This window comes from Streptomyces sp. T12 (assembly GCF_028736035.1).
In the GTDB taxonomy this organism is placed as follows: domain Bacteria; phylum Actinomycetota; class Actinomycetes; order Streptomycetales; family Streptomycetaceae; genus Streptomyces.
Map to the genome: position 1 here is coordinate 3,505,979 of NZ_CP117866.1, position 19,956 is coordinate 3,525,934.

17 protein-coding genes are annotated in these 19,956 nt (G+C 70.0%); 9 read left to right on the forward strand and 8 right to left on the reverse strand.

The features are described from left to right. The first annotated feature begins 14 nt into the window (after positions 1-14). The gene (locus tag PBV52_RS15605; RefSeq protein ID WP_274238965.1) at positions 15-1,427 is read left to right on the forward strand and encodes a PLP-dependent aminotransferase family protein; all 1,413 of its coding nucleotides are present in this window, start codon (positions 15-17) and stop codon (positions 1,425-1,427) included. 22 nt (positions 1,428-1,449) lie between these two features. Here PBV52_RS15605 and PBV52_RS15610 read toward each other — a convergent pair whose 3' ends face one another. Continuing rightward, positions 1,450-1,755 carry a hypothetical protein gene (locus tag PBV52_RS15610; RefSeq protein WP_274238966.1) on the reverse strand — a complete coding sequence of 102 codons (306 nt, stop codon included), beginning with the start codon at positions 1,753-1,755 and terminating at the stop codon, positions 1,450-1,452. 94 nt (positions 1,756-1,849) lie between these two features. Beyond that, a complete protein-coding gene (locus tag PBV52_RS15615; RefSeq protein WP_274238967.1) occupies positions 1,850-3,784 on the reverse strand; it encodes a DUF2599 domain-containing protein in 1,935 nt (644 codons plus the stop codon). A 1,624-nt stretch (positions 3,785-5,408) separates the two neighbouring features. Between PBV52_RS15615 and PBV52_RS15620 the strand changes: the two genes are divergently transcribed. The 4 genes from PBV52_RS15620 (at position 5,409) to PBV52_RS15635 (ending at position 8,614) form a co-directional block, all read left to right on the forward strand. Then, a complete protein-coding gene (locus PBV52_RS15620) occupies positions 5,409-5,987 on the forward strand; it encodes a GNAT family N-acetyltransferase (protein ID WP_274238969.1) in 579 nt (192 codons plus the stop codon). Beyond that, complete coding sequence (locus PBV52_RS15625) at positions 5,984-6,961, forward strand: ABC transporter ATP-binding protein (RefSeq protein ID WP_274238970.1); 978 nt, start codon at positions 5,984-5,986, stop codon at positions 6,959-6,961. Before PBV52_RS15620 ends, PBV52_RS15625 begins: the two co-directional genes overlap by 4 nt. 76 nt (positions 6,962-7,037) lie before the next feature. Then, entirely contained in the window at positions 7,038-7,766 is a 729-nt protein-coding gene (locus PBV52_RS15630) for an ABC transporter permease (protein ID WP_274238971.1), read from the forward strand. A gap of 50 nt (positions 7,767-7,816) precedes the next feature. Further along, on the forward strand, positions 7,817-8,614 hold the full coding sequence (locus PBV52_RS15635; protein ID WP_274238972.1) for an ABC transporter permease: 798 nt from the start codon (positions 7,817-7,819) through the stop codon (positions 8,612-8,614). A gap of 33 nt (positions 8,615-8,647) precedes the next feature. Here PBV52_RS15635 and PBV52_RS15640 read toward each other — a convergent pair whose 3' ends face one another. The 3 genes from PBV52_RS15640 to PBV52_RS15650 form a co-directional block, all read right to left on the reverse strand. Beyond that, complete coding sequence (locus PBV52_RS15640) at positions 8,648-9,874, reverse strand: serine hydrolase (RefSeq protein ID WP_274238973.1); 1,227 nt, start codon at positions 9,872-9,874, stop codon at positions 8,648-8,650. Between the two features lie 99 nt (positions 9,875-9,973). Next, entirely contained in the window at positions 9,974-11,764 is a 1,791-nt protein-coding gene (locus tag PBV52_RS15645; RefSeq protein WP_274238974.1) for a TIGR03767 family metallophosphoesterase, read from the reverse strand. Positions 11,765-11,995: 231 nt separating this feature from the next. Continuing rightward, complete coding sequence (locus PBV52_RS15650; RefSeq protein ID WP_274238975.1) at positions 11,996-12,457, reverse strand: NUDIX hydrolase; 462 nt, start codon at positions 12,455-12,457, stop codon at positions 11,996-11,998. A 225-nt stretch (positions 12,458-12,682) separates the two neighbouring features. Between PBV52_RS15650 and PBV52_RS15655 the strand changes: the two genes are divergently transcribed. Continuing rightward, positions 12,683-15,967: a S8 family serine peptidase gene (locus PBV52_RS15655; RefSeq protein WP_274238976.1), complete on the forward strand. Its 3,285-nt coding sequence runs from the start codon at positions 12,683-12,685 to the stop codon at positions 15,965-15,967. Positions 15,968-16,030: 63 nt separating this feature from the next. Here the strand turns inward: PBV52_RS15655 and PBV52_RS15660 are convergent, their stop codons facing one another. Together PBV52_RS15660 and PBV52_RS15665 are read right to left on the reverse strand one after the other, a co-directional pair. Next, positions 16,031-16,192 (reverse strand): hypothetical protein, encoded by a 162-nt coding sequence (locus PBV52_RS15660; RefSeq protein WP_274238977.1) that lies wholly within the window; start codon positions 16,190-16,192, stop codon positions 16,031-16,033. A 12-nt stretch (positions 16,193-16,204) separates the two neighbouring features. After that, positions 16,205-17,008, reverse strand: a complete 804-nt coding sequence (locus PBV52_RS15665) for a hypothetical protein (protein ID WP_274238978.1) — start codon at positions 17,006-17,008, stop codon at positions 16,205-16,207. 280 nt (positions 17,009-17,288) lie between these two features. On the opposite strand from PBV52_RS15665, the gene PBV52_RS15670 reads away from it, so the two are divergent. From PBV52_RS15670 to PBV52_RS15680, 3 genes are all read left to right on the forward strand, one after another. Beyond that, on the forward strand, positions 17,289-18,269 hold the full coding sequence (locus PBV52_RS15670; RefSeq protein WP_274238979.1) for a helix-turn-helix transcriptional regulator: 981 nt from the start codon (positions 17,289-17,291) through the stop codon (positions 18,267-18,269). A 251-nt stretch (positions 18,270-18,520) separates the two neighbouring features. Then, complete coding sequence (locus tag PBV52_RS15675) at positions 18,521-18,694, forward strand: hypothetical protein (RefSeq protein WP_274238980.1); 174 nt, start codon at positions 18,521-18,523, stop codon at positions 18,692-18,694. A 109-nt stretch (positions 18,695-18,803) separates the two neighbouring features. Beyond that, entirely contained in the window at positions 18,804-19,079 is a 276-nt protein-coding gene (locus PBV52_RS15680; RefSeq protein ID WP_274238981.1) for a hypothetical protein, read from the forward strand. 102 nt (positions 19,080-19,181) lie between these two features. Here PBV52_RS15680 and PBV52_RS15685 read toward each other — a convergent pair whose 3' ends face one another. Next, positions 19,182-19,955, reverse strand: coding sequence for a hypothetical protein (locus tag PBV52_RS15685; RefSeq protein ID WP_274238982.1), 774 nt, complete (start codon positions 19,953-19,955; stop codon positions 19,182-19,184). Position 19,956 lies beyond the last annotated feature (1 nt).

Below are 19,956 nucleotides of genomic sequence, written 5' to 3' on the forward strand. Positions count from 1 at the left end.
TACCGTCCAATGGCATGCGGGAATCACAGACCAATCTGGCGGGCGATCTGCTGCTGCACCTGGGACGGCCCGGCGACGGACCGCTGCACGAGCGGGTGAAGCGGGCGCTGCGTACGGCGATCAGGGACGGGCGGATCGAGGTCGGCACCGCTCTGCCGCCGAGCCGGCAGCTCGCCACCGATCTGGGCTGTTCGCGCTGGGCGGTCACGGAGGCGTACAGCCAGCTGGTCGCCGAGGGATATCTCCAGGCGCAGACCGGCTCCGCCACCCGGGTGCGCTGGACGAACGACGCGGACGCCGCCTCCGGGCGCCGCGCACCGCGCCGGGCCCCCGAGGCGCGCTTCGACCTCGGACCGGGTCTGCCGGACCTGCGCGCGTTTCCGCGCCGCCGGTGGGCCGAGGCGGTGCGGGCGGAGGTGACCACCACGGCGTTCACGGAGTTCGGATACCCGCCGGCCGGCGGTCACCCCCGGCTCAGGCGGCTGCTCGCCGAGTATCTGGGCCGCTCCCGCGGCGCCTTGGCGACCCCGGAGGACGTGACGGTGTGCACGAGCGTGACCGACGGGGTACGGCGCCTGTGCCACGCCCTGCGCGCCGAGGGCATCACCGCGGTCGGCTGTGAGGAGCCGGGCTGGACCCGGCTGCGCGACGTGATCCGCGCCGCGGGTCTGGACCCGGTACCCGTGCGCACGGACGGCGGGGGCCTGCGCGTCGCCGACCTCGCCGGACACGGCGGCCTTCGGGCCGTACTGACCAGCCCTGCGCACCAGTTCCCGCTGGGCAGCGTGCTCGCCCCCGAGCGGCGCGCCGCCCTGCTGCAGTGGGCTCGCCAGGTGGACGGCGTCGTCCTGGAGGACGACTACGACGCGGAGTTCCGCTACGACCGTCGTCCGGTCGCGGCCCTGCAGGGCATGGACCCGTCTCGCGTCGTCCTGTTCAAGTCGCTCAGCAAGATACTGTCCCCGGCGCTCGGCATCGGGTGGATCGTGGCACCGCCCCGCTGGACCAGGCACCTGCACCGGTCCGACCAGACGGCGACCCAGCCGCCGACTCTCGACCAGCTGGCCTTCGCCACGCTGCTGGAGTCGGGCGCGTACGACCGTCACCTGCGCGCCTGCCGGAAGCGGTACCGCGACCGGCGCGACGCGCTCGTGCGGGCCCTCGTCGAGGAGTTGCCCGGCGCGCCGGTCTCCGGCATCGCCGCCGGGCTCCATCTCATTCTCCGGCTGCCTGCCGAGGTGGACACCGCCGCCGTGGTCCGGGCGGCGGGTGCCCGGTCGTTGCGCATCGCCGACCTCGCGGCTTATCACGCCACCGAGGACCACGCCGATCACGGCCTGGTCCTCGGGTACGGCAACCTCGCCGACGGCATGGTGGACGAGGCGGTCGGCCACCTGCGCGCGGCCATCGAGGCCGGCAGCCGCTAGGCGGCCCCAGGGGAGCCGAGCGTCACTGGTCGAACTCGGGAATCAGCTCACCCACCAGCCGCATGCTCCGCAGCACGCTCTCGTGGGGCAGCGCGCCCACCTGCTGGAAGCACATCAGCCGGTCGATGCCCAGGTCGGCGTAGGCGCGCAGCTTCTTACGGACGGTCTCGGGGCTGCCGACGATGAGCGAGTCCTGTTCGGCGAGGGCGTCGTAGACCTCGTCGTCGGGGACCTGCTCGCCCTGCAGTATGCGCCCGATGACCAGCATGGCGGCGCTGGGCGCACCTGCCGCTGCCGCCTCCCGGCGCAGATGTCCTTCCTGACCCACCTCCGAGAGGCGCAGCGCGCACAGCTCGCCGGGTGAGGTCCTTCGGCGCCGGAGGTCGATCCGTTGCCGAAGAACCGCACCTGGGATCGCGGGATCAGATGTCCAGGTCGACACCGATTCCGGGCAGGAGACCGTCCAGGATCGAGCCGGATCCGGGGAGTTGCGGGAGGCCCGGGATCCAGCCCGAGTCGATGACCGTCGCCCCGGTGGACATGGTCTTCGGCTCGGCCTCGTCGAGGTCCCAGCTCGCGCCCGGGCTGGTGTCGTACAGCGGTTCGTCGGGCGGGATGTCGCCGGATGTGAGGGGCCAGACCACCGAGCGGAACTTCCCGGACTCGGCGTACCCGAGGAACCCGTGTCCGGCCGACTCGCCCTTCACCGCCGCCTTCCCGTCCGGGGTGATGACCAGCCACTCCAGCTTCGTGGAGGCGACCGTCAACCGGCCCTGCGCGGCGGGGACTTCGAGGACGGCCGTCCCGGCCGGGACGGTGGAGTCCGCTGCCGGGTACTTGCCCACCACGGTGAAGGCGCTGCCCTCCACGGTGCCGAGGCCCGTGAGGGCGCCGGCCCGCGGGTCGTAGACGACGACCATCGTCCGGGCGTCGTCCGAGGCCCTGTCGTCGTCGGTGACCGTGACCTTGAGGGTGTTCATGCCCGCGTGTCCGAAAGCGTGCGTGACGGTGCACGTGTTGTCCTCGGCCGCGAACGTGGACGTCGTTCCGTCGTCCCAGACGACCTCGCAGGTGTGGGTGTCGTTGGCGCCCGGGTCGGTGAACGACGCGTTGATCCGCACGGTGTCCTCGACTCGGTACACGTCCCAGTCCCGCGGCCCCTCCAGCTTCAGGACGGGCGCCACGTTCTTCACCGTCACCACCGCGCTGTCGCTCACGGGCCGGTTCACCCCGTCGTCAGCGGTCAGCGTCACCCGGTACGTCCCGTCGTCCGTGCATGTGACGGTGGTCCGCGGGCTCGACGCGTCGTCGAACGCGCAGGTCGCGCCATCGTCGACACCTTCGACGGGCTCGTACGACCATGTGGTCCCCGGCTGCCCGGCGTCGTCCCAGGCCTCCCCGGCGAGCTTGATCTTCGACCCTTCGTCACCGCTGACGTCGGGGCCCGCGTCGACGATGGGGGCGAGGTCCTCAGGGGTATCGCCGTTGTCGGTCGGCGGGATGTAGCCGTGGCCCTGTCCCGGACCCCAGTTGCACTTGTGCTCCATCGCCTCGGAGATGTCGGTGATCTCGTCCCAGGGGATGTTCGGCCGTTCGGCTTCGAGGTCCCAGGTCGGCCCGCCCTCGCCGCGGATCTCGCCGCCGATCGCGTACCGCACGTGGCACCACAGCTGCTTGTACATCGAATCGCGCTGGTCGTCAGTGAGGTCGGCGGGCAGCGGAGTGCGTTCCAGGAGCTCGTCCCAGATCCTGTCCGCCATCTCCGTGCTGCCGTCGGTGGCAGCCTCCTTGGTCCATACGAGGCTGGCCGTGACCGTCTTCTGGCTCGTGCCCTCGATGTCCTCGACGTAGACGCTGGAGTGCGGGAACAGCGCGGAGTCCGGGTCGTACGAGTAGGTCCCCAGCCAGTCGTCCAGGTACGCGCTCCCGGCGTACTTGATGTCGCCGTTCTCGTCCCGCAGGGAGACGTACCAGCTCATCTCCTTCAGCTCGGAGGTGTCGTTCCTGATGTTCAGGGTGTGGTAACCCAATGAACCGAAGACCGCGTTGCACTCGTCGGAGAGTTTCGCGACGACGACCCTTCCGGCGACCGCGTAGGTCACGTACGGCGTGAGCCCGTCCTCGCAACGGTCGATGACCTGGAACGAGTTGACGCCGGGACCGGGGCGCCATTCCTTGTGGAAGTAGTGCAGTCCCGAGTTGAATCTGGCGTTCGCGAGCAGGTTTGCGTCTTCGTCACGGATGGTGTCGGCGGACGTCGCCGCGTACGCCGTGGAAGTCAGGCCGGCGGCGGGCAGGGCCAGTAGCCCGATGGTCGCGCAGAACGCGACCAGGAGCCGCAGTATTCGTCTTCGCATGGTGTCCCCCTCAGGTTGTGTGGTGCGGCGTCATGGAAGCGCTTGCGACAGAAGGCGAGCCAACTCGGCGCGCGGGGAGGGGAGTTGTCTTCACCGGCCTTCACCAGAACCTCACGAGGGCGCGTCATCGCCGTGTCCGTCACCGCGGAGCGGTTCGCGCTGCCTCCCTGGGTTTCCCGGTCGCGGTGCAGAGGGCGGCTATGAGGAGGAGACCACGCGACCGGATTCGGCGCCGGGCGCCCTATAACTTTTGAGGTTTCGGGCAGCGTGCCATCGGCCGACGATGAGTGAGCCGTCACCGCGAGAGGTGACGCGAGGAACGGGGCAATGGGTCGCCGAGACGTCTCGTCGTTCCGTCCGTCCTGGTCGTCGTCCCGGCTGCCTCCCCCCGGGGGGAGGGAGCAGCCCGGCTGACCTGACGCTGCCTACGTTCGCAGCAGTGCCGGAACCTGCTTCGACGTCGAAAGGACCGCACGCATGATCGCGCTTATGGACCCTGAGGTGGGTGCCGAGGCACCTGCCCGCGCCCTGGACACACCGGCTCTCCGCCCCGTCACGTTGAAAGGCAGCGGTGGGGGCATCGGCAGCCGCAGGCCCGTCTGCCGCCCTGCCAGGTTGAAGGGCGGCGGCCCTACCGCCGGAACCCGCACCCCTGTCCGCCACCCCGCCACGTCGAAGAACGGCCCTAGCGTCGGCACCCGCAGGTCTGTGAGCCGCACCGCCACTTCGAAGGGCCACCCTGGCGTCGGCACCCGCGGCAAAGGCGGTCCGGGCGCGGGTAACCGTGTGTCTGTCGGCCACACTGTCACGTTGAAGGGCACCCCTGGCGCCGGTAACCGCAGGCCGGTGCACCGCCCTGCCACCGCGAAGGGCGGCTCTGGCATCGACAGCCGCCGCAAGGGCAACCCGGGCGTTTCTGGATGCAAGTCCGTTAGCCGCGCCGTCACCTTCAAGGTCGGTTCGGGCGTCGGTGGCCGCAGGCCCGTCCGCCACCCCGCCACCGCGAAGAGCGGCGGCCCGAGCGTCGGAACCCGCAGGACCGCGCCACCTGCCACCGCGAAGCACACCCCTGGCGTCGGAACCCGCAGGCCCGTCCGCCACCCCGCCACCGCGAAGGGCGGCCCTGGCATGGGTACCCGCAGGCCCGTCCCCCACCCCGCCACCGCGAAGAGCGGCCCTACCACCGGGACCCGCAGGCTGGTGGGCCGTCCTGCCACAGCGAAGATCACCCCTGGCGCCGGAACCCGCAGGCCGGTGCACCGTCCTGCCACCGCGAAGGGGGGCATCGGCGTCGGTACCCGCAGGACCGTGCAGCGCCCCGCCACCGCGAAGGCCGGGCCGGGCGTCGGCACCCGCAGGCCCGTGCACCTCCGCGCCACCGCGAAGGGCGGCGGACCGACCACGGGGAGCCGCAGGCCCGTGCACCTCCCCGCCACCGCGAGGGGCGGCGGCCCGAGTGCCGGTACCCGTAGGTCTGTCCGCTACCCCACCGCACCGCAGGGCGGCATCAGCATCAGGGGCGGCGTCAGCATTGGCGAGCGGTCTCGCAGGTCCATCCCTGTTGGTCCGAGCGGGATCTAGGCGACGCCAGCTCCGGCTGGTGGCGGCAGACGGGAGGGAACTGATGGGGCGCCCACAGATCACGGTGGAGCGGTGGGAAGGGCTGGAGTGCGCCGCGCAGCTCGACGTCGTGCTGCCGATGTACAAGGAGATCTGGACCGAACCGCCGTACTGCGAAGGGCCGAAGGAGATCGCCGAGTTTCTGGACCGGTTCGCGCAGGAGGTCTTTCTTCCCCGCGCCCGCCTCGTCGTGGCCCGCTGCGGTGACCTGCCCGTCGGCTACGCCTTCGGCTACCCCCTGCCGCAGGACACCGGCTGGTGGAAGGCGATGGACGAGGAGACGACGTCAGAGTTCGTGGCCGAGACCGGTAGGCGCACCCTGGGCATCGTCGAACTCGCGGTACGCGCCGACTGGCGGCGGCAGGGGGTGGCGGCCCGGATGCACGACCGTCTCCAAGAGGGTCTGGGCGTCGAGCGCGTCACGCTGGCGATGCGGCCCGATCCGGAAGCGGCACCCGCGCACGCCACCTACGCCGCTTGGGGCTACCGCCAGGTCGGCCGGTGGACGCCGGCCGAGGACGGGCCCGTGTCCCACATCATGCTGCTGAACCTGCCGACCGCCGCGCGCGAGGTCCTCCGGTGACCGGCAACGCGATCGAGGTCCGGGAGCTGACCCGGCGGTATACGCGCAAGGGCAAGCCCGACCTGTGTGCGCTGGATCAGGTGAGCCTGGCCGTCCCGCAGGGCGAGGTGCACGGGCTGCTCGGCCCGAACGGCGCCGGAAAGACGACCTTGTGCCGCATCCTGTCCACGGTGCTGTTGCCGTCGTCCGGCAGCGTCACCGTCCTGGGGCGGGACGTCGTACGTCAGGCGGGAGAGGTCAAGCGGCTGATCGGGATCGTCTTCGGCGGGGACCGCGGCCTGTATCCCCGGCTCACCGGACGGCAGAACCTGGAACTGTGGGCCTCGCTCTACGGGCTGCGCCGCACAGCCCGCCGCGATCGGGTCGGGGCTCTGCTGGAGCGGGTTGGTCTGTCCGACCGTGCCGAGGAGAAGGTCCAGACCTACTCGCGCGGCATGAAGCAGCGTCTGCACTTGGCGCGCGGTCTGGTCTGCGCCCCAGGGGTCCTGATCCTGGACGAGCCGACCGTGGGCATGGACCCGGTCGCCGCCCACGATTTCCGCAAGCTGGTACGGCAGTTGCGGGCGGGCGGGCACACCGTCCTGATGACCACGCACGACATGGCCGAGGCCGCGGCCCTCAGCGACCGCGTCTCGTTCCTCGACAACGGAAAGCTGACCCTGACCGCGAGCCCGGAGGCGGTCGGCGAGCTCGTCTCCACCCACGAGCGGCTGGACGCCCGCGGCCTGCCCGCCGCGCTGCGGGAGCAGGTCGCGGCGCTGCCGGGGGTGGTGGCCGTGACGGCGGTGACTGCGGTGACGGCGGTCGAGCAGGACATCATCCGGATCGAGACCGAGACCCCCGAGGCGACACGCGCCGTGATGCTGCTGCTCGTCGAGGAGGGGGTCACCGACATCGCGCGTACCCGGCCCTCGCTGGAGGAGGCCTATCTCCACCTCGTCGGCCGCCGCCGCGGCATGGCGGTCGGCCAGTGACGGTGACTCCGGATACAGCCCGCCGGGGCCCGGCCGTATCCGGCTTCGTGACCGGTCTGCGCTTCCAGTGGTGGCCATGCGGCGGGACACCAGCACCTACGACGCGCTGAACATCGCGCCGTTCCAGACCCTGGTCCTGATGTCGGTGACGGAGTTCAGCGGCCGGGACGACCTCAACGCGTACGCCGTCGTCGCGCCCACGCTGATGACGATGTGGACCTGCGCGCTGATCTTCACCACCGACCTCGTCTTCGAGGACAAGGAGGACGGCCGGATGGAGACGATGATCGCCACCCCCGCCTCCTTCCCACTGCTGGTCTTCGGCCGGCTCTGCGGCTGCATGCTGCTGACACTGCCGGCCTTCGGGCTGACGATGCTGGTGGCCGGCGGGGTCTTCGGCTACTGGATGCCGGTACCGCATCCGCTGGTGTTCGCGGCCGCCCTGCTGCTGGCGGCGGTGGGCACCGCGGCGGCCGCCACCGCCGTCTCGGCGCTGTTCGTGATCCGGCCGAGCTCCTACGCCCTGGGCAACGCGATGGTCTACCCGGTCCTGCTGCTGAGCGGGGTGATGGTCCCCGCCGCGCAGTTGCCCGGCCCACTGGAGGCGGTCAGCCGGCTGAGTTACCTGGCGTGGGCGGCCGAGCTGCTGCGCGATGCCACCGACCCGTCGCCGGTGGCGTACGCCCTGCTCCGGCTGGGTGTCGTGCTGCTGCTCGGTGTGCTGCTGCTGGGCGTTGGTGTGGCGGCCATGTCCCGGTTCCTGCGCCGGGCGCGGGAGCTGGGCGTGCTGGCCGGCGACGCATGAACGGGACCCGGCCGAAGAGGGAGGAGAGGGAGAGGAGAGGAAGGACAGTGATGGGGCGTCTCGTCGAGGCCTCGGGCGCGGTCCGTCAGGGCGCCGTGGTGGCCACCGAGGACTTCCGCGCCTTCTACACCTGGCGCACATGGCTGGGCGGCTGGCTGGTGCGGCTGCTGTGCCAGGTGCTGTTCTTCAGCCAACTGGCCACGCTCGTGGGCGACCCCGGATACGTGGTGCACGTGGTGGTCGGCGCGTCACTGCTGGTCGGCGTACTCCAGGCGATGCAGGGCGCCTCCACAATGGTGCGCGACATCCTGCTGGGAACGCTGCCGCTGCTCGCCGCGTCCCCGGTCGAGCCCGGCTGCTTCTTCCTGGGCCGGAGCCTGTGCTGGCCGCTGTCCGGAGTGGTGAGCAGCTCGATCGCGCTGCTCACGCTGTCGCCGCTCTTCGGGGCGTCGTGGACACTCACTCAAGTGCCGCTGCTCGTGCTGCTGGTACTGCTGACGACGCTCGCCACGTACTGCGTGGCGCTGGTGCTGGGCGCCGTCGCCCTCGTCGTGCCCATGGCCAACAACCTGCTGAGTGCGCTCGGCACGATGGCCACCACGGTGCTCTGCGGCGCGATCACCCCGGTGCACTTCTGGCCCGGCCCGGTACAGGCCGTCGCGCAGACGATCCCGGCGACCCACGGGCTGTCCGCGCTGCTCCTGCTGGAAGCGGACGCAGGTTTCGGCCCGGCAGCGTACGCGGCCGGACGCGCCGCACTCGCCGGGGTGTGCTGGCTCGCGCTGGGCCTGGTGTGCTACCGGCTGCTCTTCCGCCACGCCCGTCGCGGCGGTTCCCTGTTCTCCTGAACAGGGAACCGCCGACCCGGCCTCCGGTCCGGGTCAGCCGATATGCGGCGGTACAGACATGACCTCCGAAAGAACACGGTGCTCCGTGTGCGAGCCCGCCCGGCTACCGGCCTTCACCGGCTCCTTCCCGCAGAACTCCGCCTCGATCACCGCCTCCGTATCCCCCGCCCAGTCCCCGTTGAGGTTGAAGGCCAGGGAATGGCGGCCGTCCTTGGTCGTGATCGCCTCCGATATGGAGCCGTGGATGCCGCCACCATGGCCCCAGACGGTGACACCGCAGGACAGCTCGGCCTTCATCAGGCCGAGACCGTAGCCGCTGCCCTCATCGAGGGGGACGGTCGTGGTCATCTCGGCCAGCTGCTCGCGCGGCAGGAGCTTGCCGCGCAGGAGGGCCGAGTAGAAGCGGTTGAGGTCGGTCGAGTTGGAGATCATCTCGCCGGCCGCGTAGGCGAGGGACGGGTTGAGCTTCGTGACGTCGTACGACGGCCCCGTCGCCGTCTCCGCCAGCTTGGAGTAGGCCCGGCTGCTGGGCTGCGGCACCGTCACCCGCGTGCCGGGGACGGACGTGGCGGTCAGGTGCAGGGGCTTGACGATGCGCTCACGGATCGCGTCGCCGTACGGGCGGCCCGTGGCCTTCTCGATCACCATTCCGGCGAGCACGAAGTTGGTGTTGGAGTAGTTCCAGGACGTCCCCGGCTCGAAGTCCGGCTTGTGCGTCATGGCGAGCGCGACCAGTTCCCCGGGCTTCTTCGTGTCGTAACGGTGCTCGAAGAAGCCGTCCTTGAGGAAGTACGTGCGCCCGAACTCCTCGTCCGCCGTGTAGTTGTAGATGCCGCTGGTGTGGTTGAGGAGCTGGCGCAGGGTGATCCGGTTGCCGTCGTGGCCGTTGCCCCGCACCCGGCCCGGCAGCCACTTCTCCACCGTGTCGTCCAGCGACAGCCTGCCCTCCGCCTCCAGCTGGAGCAGCACGGTGGCCACGAAGGTCTTGGTGATGCTGCCCACCCGGAAGCGGTCGTCCGCCGAACGCGGCTTCCCCGTCTTGAGGTTGCCGACGCCCGCAGTCGCCGACCAGGCGTCGTGGCCGTCCCTCGCCGTCGCCGTCACTCCGGGGACGCCTGCGTCTACCGCCGCCTGGATGGCCTTGCTGGTCGCGTCGTGGCCGGCTCTGTCGGGCGCCGCCACCGCTGGGGCCGCGAGGGCCACGGACAGTGCCACCGCCGTCGTCGCCCCGAGGGCCGTGCGGGTCGTACGTACGCTCATGCCTCTCCCCCTTCTGCACGCTCACGTCGAGCGTGGTCGGAGGGAGAGACCGGGCGCATGCTGCGAAAGTTGAAGCGGGAGACGCCAGTTGAGCGCGTTTCAGCCCTTCTTGAGGACCAGCTCCGTGTTCCGGTCCCTGCGCTCCCCCGCCAGCGTCGACCGGGCGCCCGGTGCGTTGAAGGACAGCTCGCGGTAGAGGGCGGCCAGGCCCGTCTGGGAGAGGTCCGTGAAGTCCGTGGCGTGCGGGGCCGAGGACTCGATCAGGGTGGTGAAGAGCGAGATCGTGCCGTCCTTGTTGTCCACCACCTCGATGATCCGGGCGAGTTGGGGGAAGTCGACGTGGGAGGCGGTGGAGATCTCCCAGAAGGAGCCGCCGTCGGCGCCGGAGCGCGGGGTGATGACGTTCTTGTGGATGTGGCCGTTCACCCAGGCGAGGACGTTGCGGTGACCGGCGAGCAGCTCGACCACCTCGGCGCCGCCCACGCGCCGCTCGTTCGGGCGGGCCGGGTCGCGGCGGAGGTTGCCCATCGTCTCGCTGGTGTGATGGCTGAAGACGATCGCGTACGAGTCCTTGTTCTCCCGCAGCGTCCGGTCCAGCCAGTTGAACTGGGCCGCCCCGATGGACCCTTCGTAGTGGCCGCCCGGGTCGGTGGTGTCGAGGCTGATGCCGATGACGTCGTCGGCGATGCGGAAGCTGTAGTACTGGGTGTTCGCGTCCAGGTTGGCCGTCGAGTAGCCGTGGCCGACCGGACCGAGGCCGCGGTGGGCCGGGTTCAGGTGGGCCTGCAGATAGTCCCGGGGCGTGAACGGGGCCCGGCTCTCGTCCGGCGTGACCGAGCGCATCGAGCGGGCGTGCGCCTTGAGGAAGTCCTTGAAGACGGTGCCCCGCGGGTCCTTGTCCTGCTTGAGGGAGTCCTGGAGCTTCTTGGCGTCCGCGGCCGAGACGTTCATCAGCTTCTTGCCGCCGACGGCGAGGTCGGTGAGGTAGGAGTCGCTGTGCGAGGCGTAGGTGCCGAGCGGCATCGCGTCGTGGTTGCCGACCGTCGAGTACCAGGGGATGTTCAGGCCGGGGCTGCGCAGTTCACGGATCGCGGCGGCCAGAAAGCCGTCGATGTGCGGGAAGCCGAGCTGCTTGTCGGCGTCGCGGACACTGTCGTCGGCCTGCCAGTACAGCTTCAGGCCGCTGTTCTGGACGCCCTCGTACTGCCGCGGGTCACCGGTGTTCGGGGTGACGCGGCCGCCGCTCATCACCGTCAGGAACCACTCCAGCTCGGACTTGCAGTTGTTGTCCGTGTTGTCGCCGGTGGTCATGGCGAAGTGGAACGGGGCGCCGGTGACGGGGGCGCCCCGCAGCGCGTTGATCCGCTCGACGAGCGCGACGGCGCCGGGCACGGTCAGCGCCTCCTGCGGCCGCCAGGCGTGCACGTCGGTGGAGCGCAGGTACTCCAGCCGCAGCGGGTGCTGGGCGTCGATCAGATGCAGGTCGGTGAGCTGTACGAAGGCGGCGAGCGCCGTACGCCGGCTCTCGCGCCCCGACTTGGCCGCCGCCAGGTTCTCGCGGACGACCCGCTTCCAGCCGGGACCGTGGCCGAGCCGGCGGTAGCCGGAGGTGCCGCGCGGGGCGGCGACCGAGGTGAGGGTGGTGCCGCGGGTGTACGGCGCGAGCGCGACCGGCAGTCTGCGGGAGGCACCGACGGGCGCCTCGGCGGCGGCGGCGCCCGCGGCGGCGCCCGGTGCGCTCGCGGGGGTCGTGGTGGTGGCGGCCTGGCTTTCGGTGGGCCGCAGGGCGTAGCCGACGCCCGCGGAGAGGGTCACCGCTCCGGTGGCGGCGAGCAGGGTACGGCGGTGGACCCCCAGCGCGGAGCTGGCGACAGAGCGTATGCGCGACATGGCGCGGTCTCCCCGAGTGCGAACGCGTCGGCAGTGGTCGCGGGTGGTCGCCGAGGCGAACCTCCCGCTCACTGTGGATCGTTGGCACCGGGGATGACCTGTGCATGAACATGGCGGCAACGGGCAGCGCCGATCACCGTACGTGGATCTTGGCCCACCCTCCGCGTCCACGGCCGCTCCTTCAACGGCCGGAACGCGGTCACTCCGTGTTCATCTTCCGGGGTACTGAAGCTATTTCCCGGCGGTTTGGATCCGCCCCGCGGCCGGCCGTTCGCGCCACAGCGCCAGCCCCTTGTCGACCATGGAGACGCGCGTCAGACCCGTCACATCGTCCAGGGGGTGCCAGGCCGCCATGTCGGTGGAGCCGTTGGCCTCGTAGCGCAGGTCGCCGCCGGTGATCCGGGCCTCGTAGACGAGCCGTACGCCGTGGTGGTCGACGGCCCGGCCGAAGCGGCGGATCGGGAACACGCGATGGGAGGAGTCGATGCCGAGCAGGCCGGTGGGCTCGACGAGGTAGCCGGTCTCCTCCTCGACCTCCCGCACGACCGTGTCGTAGGGATCCTCACCGTGCTCCATGCCGCCGCCCGGCAGGACCCACTCGAAGCCGCCGCCGGGCGCCGGGGACCGGGCGAGGAGGAGCTGTCCGTCACGTACGCAAATGGCGTAGGCCGCCACCCTCAACTTCTTCTGCACGTACGGACGTTAAACGGCCGAGGCCGCATCGGGCAGGCGATTATTCAGCTTGCGGGCGACTTGCCCTTTTCGCTCCCTGCGCCCCAATTGCATAGGGGGTTTCCCCCATCCCTCCATTTCGATTCGGTCAACTCTTCCCAAACATCCTTCCCTTGCGTAAGGCTGTGCGGTCGTCCGGTATCGCATACCGGACAGCCGATGCTCCTTTACCAACAAGGGATGCCGATGACCCTCACCCCCCAGCGCGAACCCAAGCCGGGCGCGAGACGCGCGGCCCGCATAGCCGTGGCCGCAGGTCTCGTCGCCGCGCTCTCCGCAGCCGGGCCGATACCCATGGCCATGGCCGGGGACCCCGCGCCCGCCGCGGCGGACCCGAGCGTCAAGTCCGCGCACGACAAGCTCGGTTCGGACGACGCCGATCTGCTCGCCGAGGCCAAGGCCGACGGCGACAAGAACGTCACGATGATGATCGCGACCGCGCCCGGCCAGACCGAGGAGGTCGCCGAGCAGCTGGACGCGGTCGGCTCTGTGGGCCGTACCTACGACAAGCTCGGCTACGTCCGGGCCACCGTCCCCACCGGCAAGGCCGACTCGGCCATCGCCGCGGCGGCGAAGCTCTCCTCGGTGCACGGCATCGACCTGCGCGAGGAGATACCCCTGGAGGACCCCGCCGTCGACACGAAGGCGTCGACGGCCGCTGCGACCTCGTACTCCGCGCCGAACAAGAACACCCCGGCCGAGAACCCGTACAACCCGTCCTTCGAGACGGGCGCCGTCGACTTCGTGGAGGACAACCCGAAGGCGGACGGCCGCGGCATCACCATCGGCATCCTCGACTCGGGCATCGACCTCGGCCACCCGGCGCTGCAGAAGACCACGACCGGTGAGCGGAAGATCGTCGACTGGGTCACCGCCACCGACCCGCTCCTCGACAGCGACCGCACCTGGCGCCCGATGGTGACCTCGGTCTCCGGGCCCACCTTCACCTACGGCGGCAAGTCCTGGACCGCGCCTGCCGGTTCGTACCAGGTCAGCACCTTCCTGGAGTCGTACACCACCGGCGGCGACGCGGCGGGCGACGCCAACCGCGACGGCGACAAGACCGACTCGTGGGGCGTGCTGTACGACGCCGCGGCCGGCACGGTCCGTGTCGACCTCAACAACAACAACGACTTCGGTGACGACACCCCGATGAAGCCGTACAAGGACGGCTTCCAGATCGGCTACTTCGGCACCGACAACCCGGCCACCGACGTCGCCGAGCGGCAGCCGTTCGTCGTGCAGATCCGCAAGGACGTGCCGATGGACCCGCTGGGCGGCGACTGGGTCGGCCAGAAGCGCGACTTCGTCAACATCGGCGTCATCGAGTCCGAGCACGGCACCCACGTCGCCGGCATCACCGCCGCGAACGGCCTGTTCGGCGGCAAGATGAACGGCGCGGCCCCGGGCGCGAAGCTCGTCGCGTCCCGTGCCTGCACCTGGACCGGCGGCTGCACCAACGTCGCGCTCACCGAGGGCATGATCGACCTCGTCGTCAACCGCGGCGTCGACATCGTCAACATGTCCATCGGCGGCCTCCCGGCGCTGAACGACGGCAACAACGCCCGCGCCGAGCTGTACACGCGGCTCATCGACACGTACGGCGTGCAGCTGGTGATCTCGGCGGGCAACTCAGGCCCCGGCGCCAACACCATCGGCGACCCGGCCCTGGCCGCCAAGGTCATCTCGGTCGGCGCGACCATCTCCAGGGAGACGTGGGCCGCCAACTACGGCTCGGTCGTGTCCAAGCCGTACGCGATGATGCCGTTCTCCTCGCGCGGCCCGCGTGAGGACGGCGGCTTCACCCCGACGCTCTCCGCGCCGGGTGCCGCGATCAACACCATCCAGACCTGGCTGCCGGGCGCCCCGGTCGCCGAGTCCGGCTACTCGCTCCCGGCCGGTTACGGCATGCTGCAGGGCACCTCGATGGCGTCCCCGCAGGCTGCGGGCGCGTCCGCGCTGCTGCTGAGCGCCGCCAAGCAGAAGGGCATCGCCCTGACGCCGGCGAAGCTGCGCACGGCTCTCACCTCGACTGCCGACCACATCAAGGGCGTTCAGGCGTACGAGGAGGGTGCCGGCCTCATCAACATCGAGGACGCCTGGGACTCGATCCGTGACGGCGCCACCGCCCACGAGTACACGGTCAAGGCGCCGGTCGACACCGCGATCGACCAGTTCCTGAAGACCCCGGGCTTCGGCACGGGCGTCTACGACCGCGAGGGCGGCCTCAAGACCGGGCAGAAGAAGACGTACGACGTCACGATCACCCGTACGTCCGGCGCGGACAAGGCGATCCGGCACGAGCTCCACCTGGAGAACAACGCCGGGGACACCTTCCGGATCGTCGGCGACGACGAGATCAGCCTCGGCCTGAACAAGCCGGTCACCGTCCAGGTCGCCGCCAAGCCGTCGTCGGCCGGCATCAAGAGCGCGATCCTGGAGGTCGACGACCCGCGCACCGAGGGCATCGACAAGCAGGTCCTCAACACGGTCGTGGTCTCCGCGCCGCTGAAGTACACGTACTCCGCGGCCGGTTCGGTGCAGCGCAACAGCAACAAGTCGTACTTCGTGACCGTCCCCGAGGGCGCGAAGTCGCTGGAGGTCGCGATCGGCGGGCTGAAGGACAAGAGCCAGACCCGGTTCATCGCCATCGACCCGACCGGCGTCCCGTCCGACACCACGGGCACCCCGAACTGCTACAACAACTACCTTGGCGGCAACGGCTGCAAGCCCGACGTGCGGTCGTACGCCAACCCGCGGGCCGGCGTCTGGGAGATCGAGGTCGAGTCTCGGCGTACGTCGCCGCTGCTCGACAACCCGTACCAGCTCGACGCGCAGGTGCTGGGCGCGACCTTCGACCCGGCGGAGAAGACCATCGCCGAGGCGAAGATCGGCACTCCGGTCACGGCGGAGTGGACCGTCACCAACGAGTTCGCCGCGATCGACGGCAGCCTGAAGGGTAGCTCCCTGGGTTCGGGGCTGGTCAGCGAGAAGACCATCGCGGACGGCGAGTCGCAGGAGACCTCCCTCACCCTCCCCGAAGGTGTGGAACGTCTCGAGGTGGCGATCGGGGGTGTCTCCGACCTGAAGGCGGACCTCGACCTCGCGGTGCTCAAGGACGGCCAGGTCGTCGGGCAGTCCGCCGACGGTGACTCCGAGGAGTCGGTCAGCCTGACCGCGCCGGCCGCCGGTACGTACACGATCGTCGTCGACGGCTACTCCGTTCCCAGCGGATCGACGTCGTACGGCTACAAGGACGTGTACTTCGCGCCCTCTCTCGGCGCGGTGACCACCGATGCCTCGAAGGCCGTGAAGCTGGCGAGCGGCGAGTCGGCGAAGGTGTCTGCCGAGGTCCTGGTGAAGGGCGCGGCTCCCGAAGGCCGCAAGTTCTTCGGCGAACTCCGGCTGGTGAACAGCCGCGGCACGGTCGCGGGTACGAGCACGGTCACCATCGAGAAGGCCGTTCCGTAGCGGTCGGTCCCGACATGGGGACGAGCGGGGCCGGTGCTCGCCAGAGCACCGGCCCCGCTTCCGTCATCCCGCGGACCTGTGTCGTTTGACCACGACGGCGACCGCGACGACCAGCAGAAGTGTCCACGCGGTGATCTCAATGGTCCCGAACCTGCTGCCGAGCAGGACCAACAGGCCGGCGAACACCGCGACAGTCGCGAGAACCTTCAGAAGAAGCTTGACCACCAGGCGTCTTCCTTACTTGTTCGAGCTGGTGAAGGACGTGCCGCCAGTCCCCTTCACCTTGATCCTCGACCAGGGGTAGTTGGTGGCGTAGCAACCATAGACGGGCGCACACAGATCGATGCGCCGCTTCATGAGCGAGGAGGCCGACGCGGCCGGAACCCTGCTCTTCTCGTTGCGCTCCCGCCCGCCCACCTGCACGACGTCCTGCTCGTTCGAGGTGTAGTCGGACCGCTCGCCCCAGGCCGTGACCTTGGATCCGTCGTACTTGAAGCGCGCCTTGTGGTGGTACTTGTAGATCACGTCTCCCATGTAGCTGTAGTTCGTGACGGTGACGTGGGTCCACTTCCACCGGCCCGCGGCCGCTCGCACCGAGGCGGCCGAAGCGCCGGACGCCGCGGTCTCCTCGGGCACCTCCACGACGTCACCCACGGAAGAGTCCCCCCGGTCGGCGCTCAGCAGTCTCTTGAGTCCGTCGCTGGTCTCCGCCGCGGCCGCGTCCGAGTCGGAGAGCCCTGTGGTGGCGGTGGATTCCATGGTGCCGTCGGGAAGGATGACGTACTCGATCTCCTCCACCGTCGTCTTGGGCTCGACGCGCGGGTCCGGCGTCGTGGCGGCCAACTCCGGAATGCCGGCGATCAGTTCGGCGTCCGCGTTGGTCCACGTTCCGTTCTGAATACGCTGAAGCGCGGCCACCACGGCCGGGTCCGGAGTTTCGGCGGCATGGGCTGCCGGAACCGTGGCGGAAAGCGCGGCCACGGCGCTCAGGACCATCGCCGACTTGACGAAGCTGCTGCGAAGAGTGCGTGAAACGAGCATGGTGAAGCCACTCCTGAAATGTGGTGGGTAATGCGCTCCGGAATTTCCCGGCCGCCGTTCGACTGCAACGAATCTAGAACGCCGTCGCGGCGTTCCCGAGAGTTTCCGGGTGGCAGCCAGCGGCCTTGGCACGCGGCGGCCAACCGGCGGGGCGAATCGCCCAATTCACTGCATCGAAGGATGTCTGCCGCACGAAAGCGCTTTTCCTTGCACAGCTTTCGCCTTACACTTCGACCTGACCACAGCATTACTTAGAGTTACATCAGGGGGACAGGTGTCCGTGACGGCAAGTCTGAGCGCCGAAGTCCAAGCCGTTTACCGAGCGCTGCTTCAGCATCCCGAGTGGGGGCTGGCGGACATCGCACAGAACACCCGGCTGTCCGAGGACGAGGTCCGCTGCGCCCTTGACCAGTTGACGGACCGCTCCCTGCTTCATGAGCGCGCCGACAGCGGTGGCGGGTTCATCCCGGTCAACCCGGAGGTCGCACTGACACCCGCGCTGCGGCGCCTGGAGGCGGAACTGGACGCCCGGCGTGCCCATCTCTCCCGGGAGCGGGCGGCCATCGCCGATCTGGCCGCGGAGTACACGGCGCTGACGACCGGCCGCGGCAGCGGGGACACGGAGCGACTGGTCGGCGTGGACTCCGTGCGGGTGCGGCTGATGGAGCTGTCCCAGCGGGCCGAGTCCGAGGTGCGCACCTTCGTTCCGGGCGGCGCACTGAGTCCCGCCGCGCTGGCCGCGGGCCGCCCGCTGGACGAGCAGAACCTGGCACGGGGCGTACGCATCCGCACCGTCTTCCTGGAAAGCGTCCGCAACGATCCGGCGACCGTCGACTACGCGACCTGGCTGACTTCCCTGGGCGGCGCGACACGCACGGTGCCGGTGCTGCCGATGCGCATGATCCTTTGCGACGACACCGCAGGCATCATCCCGATCGATGTCGACGACAGCAGACAGGGCGCCTACCTCGTTCGCTACCCCAGCCTGGTCAAGGCCCTGGGAGAGCTCTTCGAGATGGTCTGGGAGCATGCCGCACCGCTCGGCGCACGCTCGGAAGGCGACCAGGACGACGCGCCCAGCGACCGCGAGCGCGCACTGCTCAAGATGCTCGGCGCCGGGCTGACCGACGAGGGCATCGCCCGCAAGATGGGCGTGTCGCTGCGAACCGTGCGCCGGCACATGGCGGCCCTGCTAGAACGTCTCGACGCCCAGAGCCGGTTCCAAGCGGGGGCCGAGGCCGCCCGGCGAGGCTGGCTGTAGCCGCCCTGCGGGATCGGACGCAGTGGCCGGACCCGGCAATGGCAGCCTCCTGCCATTGCCGGAGGAGCGCGGATGCGCTCGACGAGCGTCAGGATCGAACTGTGTTCGCCGTCAAGGCCGTTCTGGCGCCCCGCGCCGTAGCCACCGCCACCGATCCACCCGATCCCTCCTTCGCAGGGCACTTACTGAGGGCCTCACCACCGGCCGTCGCACACGTCACCCTCCGACAAAGCGGCCCGGGCCTCACCGCCATGATCTTCACGGAGGCCCGGGATCTCCGCGAGGCGGAGTCCCTGGCCCATGCCGCGTGTCTCTCGTGGCTGGACGAGGAGCGGCTACGTGGATGGTCCCTGGTGCGCTGCGAGGGGGATCTCTTCCTCACCGTGGGGGCCACCGAGGAGTACGGATACCCGCCCGGCTGGTGAGCTGCGGGGATGACTGGCATGTGAGTGTCATGTCCTCCGTGGGCCAGAGCGAAGTACTGACAGAGGCACCCGAAGGGGTCGATGATTTCTTCCGGAGCGGGAAAGCGCGATGGATACCGACCCCGTACGCACCGGCTCCGCACAGACCAAATCGGCACAGAAAACGGGTGGGGAAATGAGAAATCACGCGGCGGTGTCCGTCAGAATTGTCGGCATCATGACGGCAGTGACCATTCCGTTCATTTCCCTTTTTGTCAGCGGCACACCGGAAACCGGTTATTCGATGGTGGCCCTGCAGACAGACGATGAGAAAGGTCCGTCCCACGGAAGCGATCACGTGCCCACTCCCCAGAGCAATGGGCCGGACGGCTGGGTGTGGGACTGAGCGGCACGGTCGCGGGCGTGGATGACGTGAAGAGTGAGAAGGTCACTCCGTAGGTGTGACAGGGCAGTTGGGGCGGGCGTCCGTACGGGCGCCCGCCCTTCGTCATTCGCAGGTGACCTCGCCCGCCTCGGACAGCGCGTCGGTGATCCAGGCCCGTTCGAGGGCGATGTCCTTCTCACCGACGGCCCAGACGTCCGCTGCCGCGGCATGCCGCGGGATGCCGACCAGGATGTGTTCGCCCTTGTGGGCGATGTCCTCCTCCATCAGGAAGGTCACCTCGTCGTCCTTGCTCTCCTTCGGGTGGTAGAAGCGGGTCACCCGCAGCGTGATCCGCTCCTGCGCCGTTCCGGGCAGCGGCTCCACGGCGGTGACGTCTCCTTCGGCGACCAGGCGGGCGCAGGCGAGGTAGAGAGGGCTCATGACGTCGGTGGCGGCCTCCTTGGAGCTCGACTGGTCGGCGCTGCCGCCCGAGGCAAGGCCGGCGTCCCCGTTCTGCGACACCAGCCAGCCCAGGCCGGCCACCACGGAGGCGACGGCGGCCACCGCGAGGGTGCCGAAGGCCAGGGTGAACGCACGCCGCCGGGCGCGGGAAGGGCGTCGTGAGGGAACGGGCTCGGGGGCCTGGGCCTGGGCCTGGGCCTGGGCCTGGGCCTGGGGCGGTTCGGCGAGGGCCTGACCGATGAGTCCCAGTTGCTCCCGCAGCAGCGCCACATCGGCGGCGGCCGACCGGTGCTCGGCCATGAAGGCGGCGTCCTCGCGCACCTCGTCCGGCAGCGGTTCGCCGGTGATCGCGGCCATCAGCGCGTCGGCGCGGGCACGGCCCTCGTAGCCGTCGTTGCCGTCGCGACCGTTACGGCTTTCGTTCTCGGCGGTCACG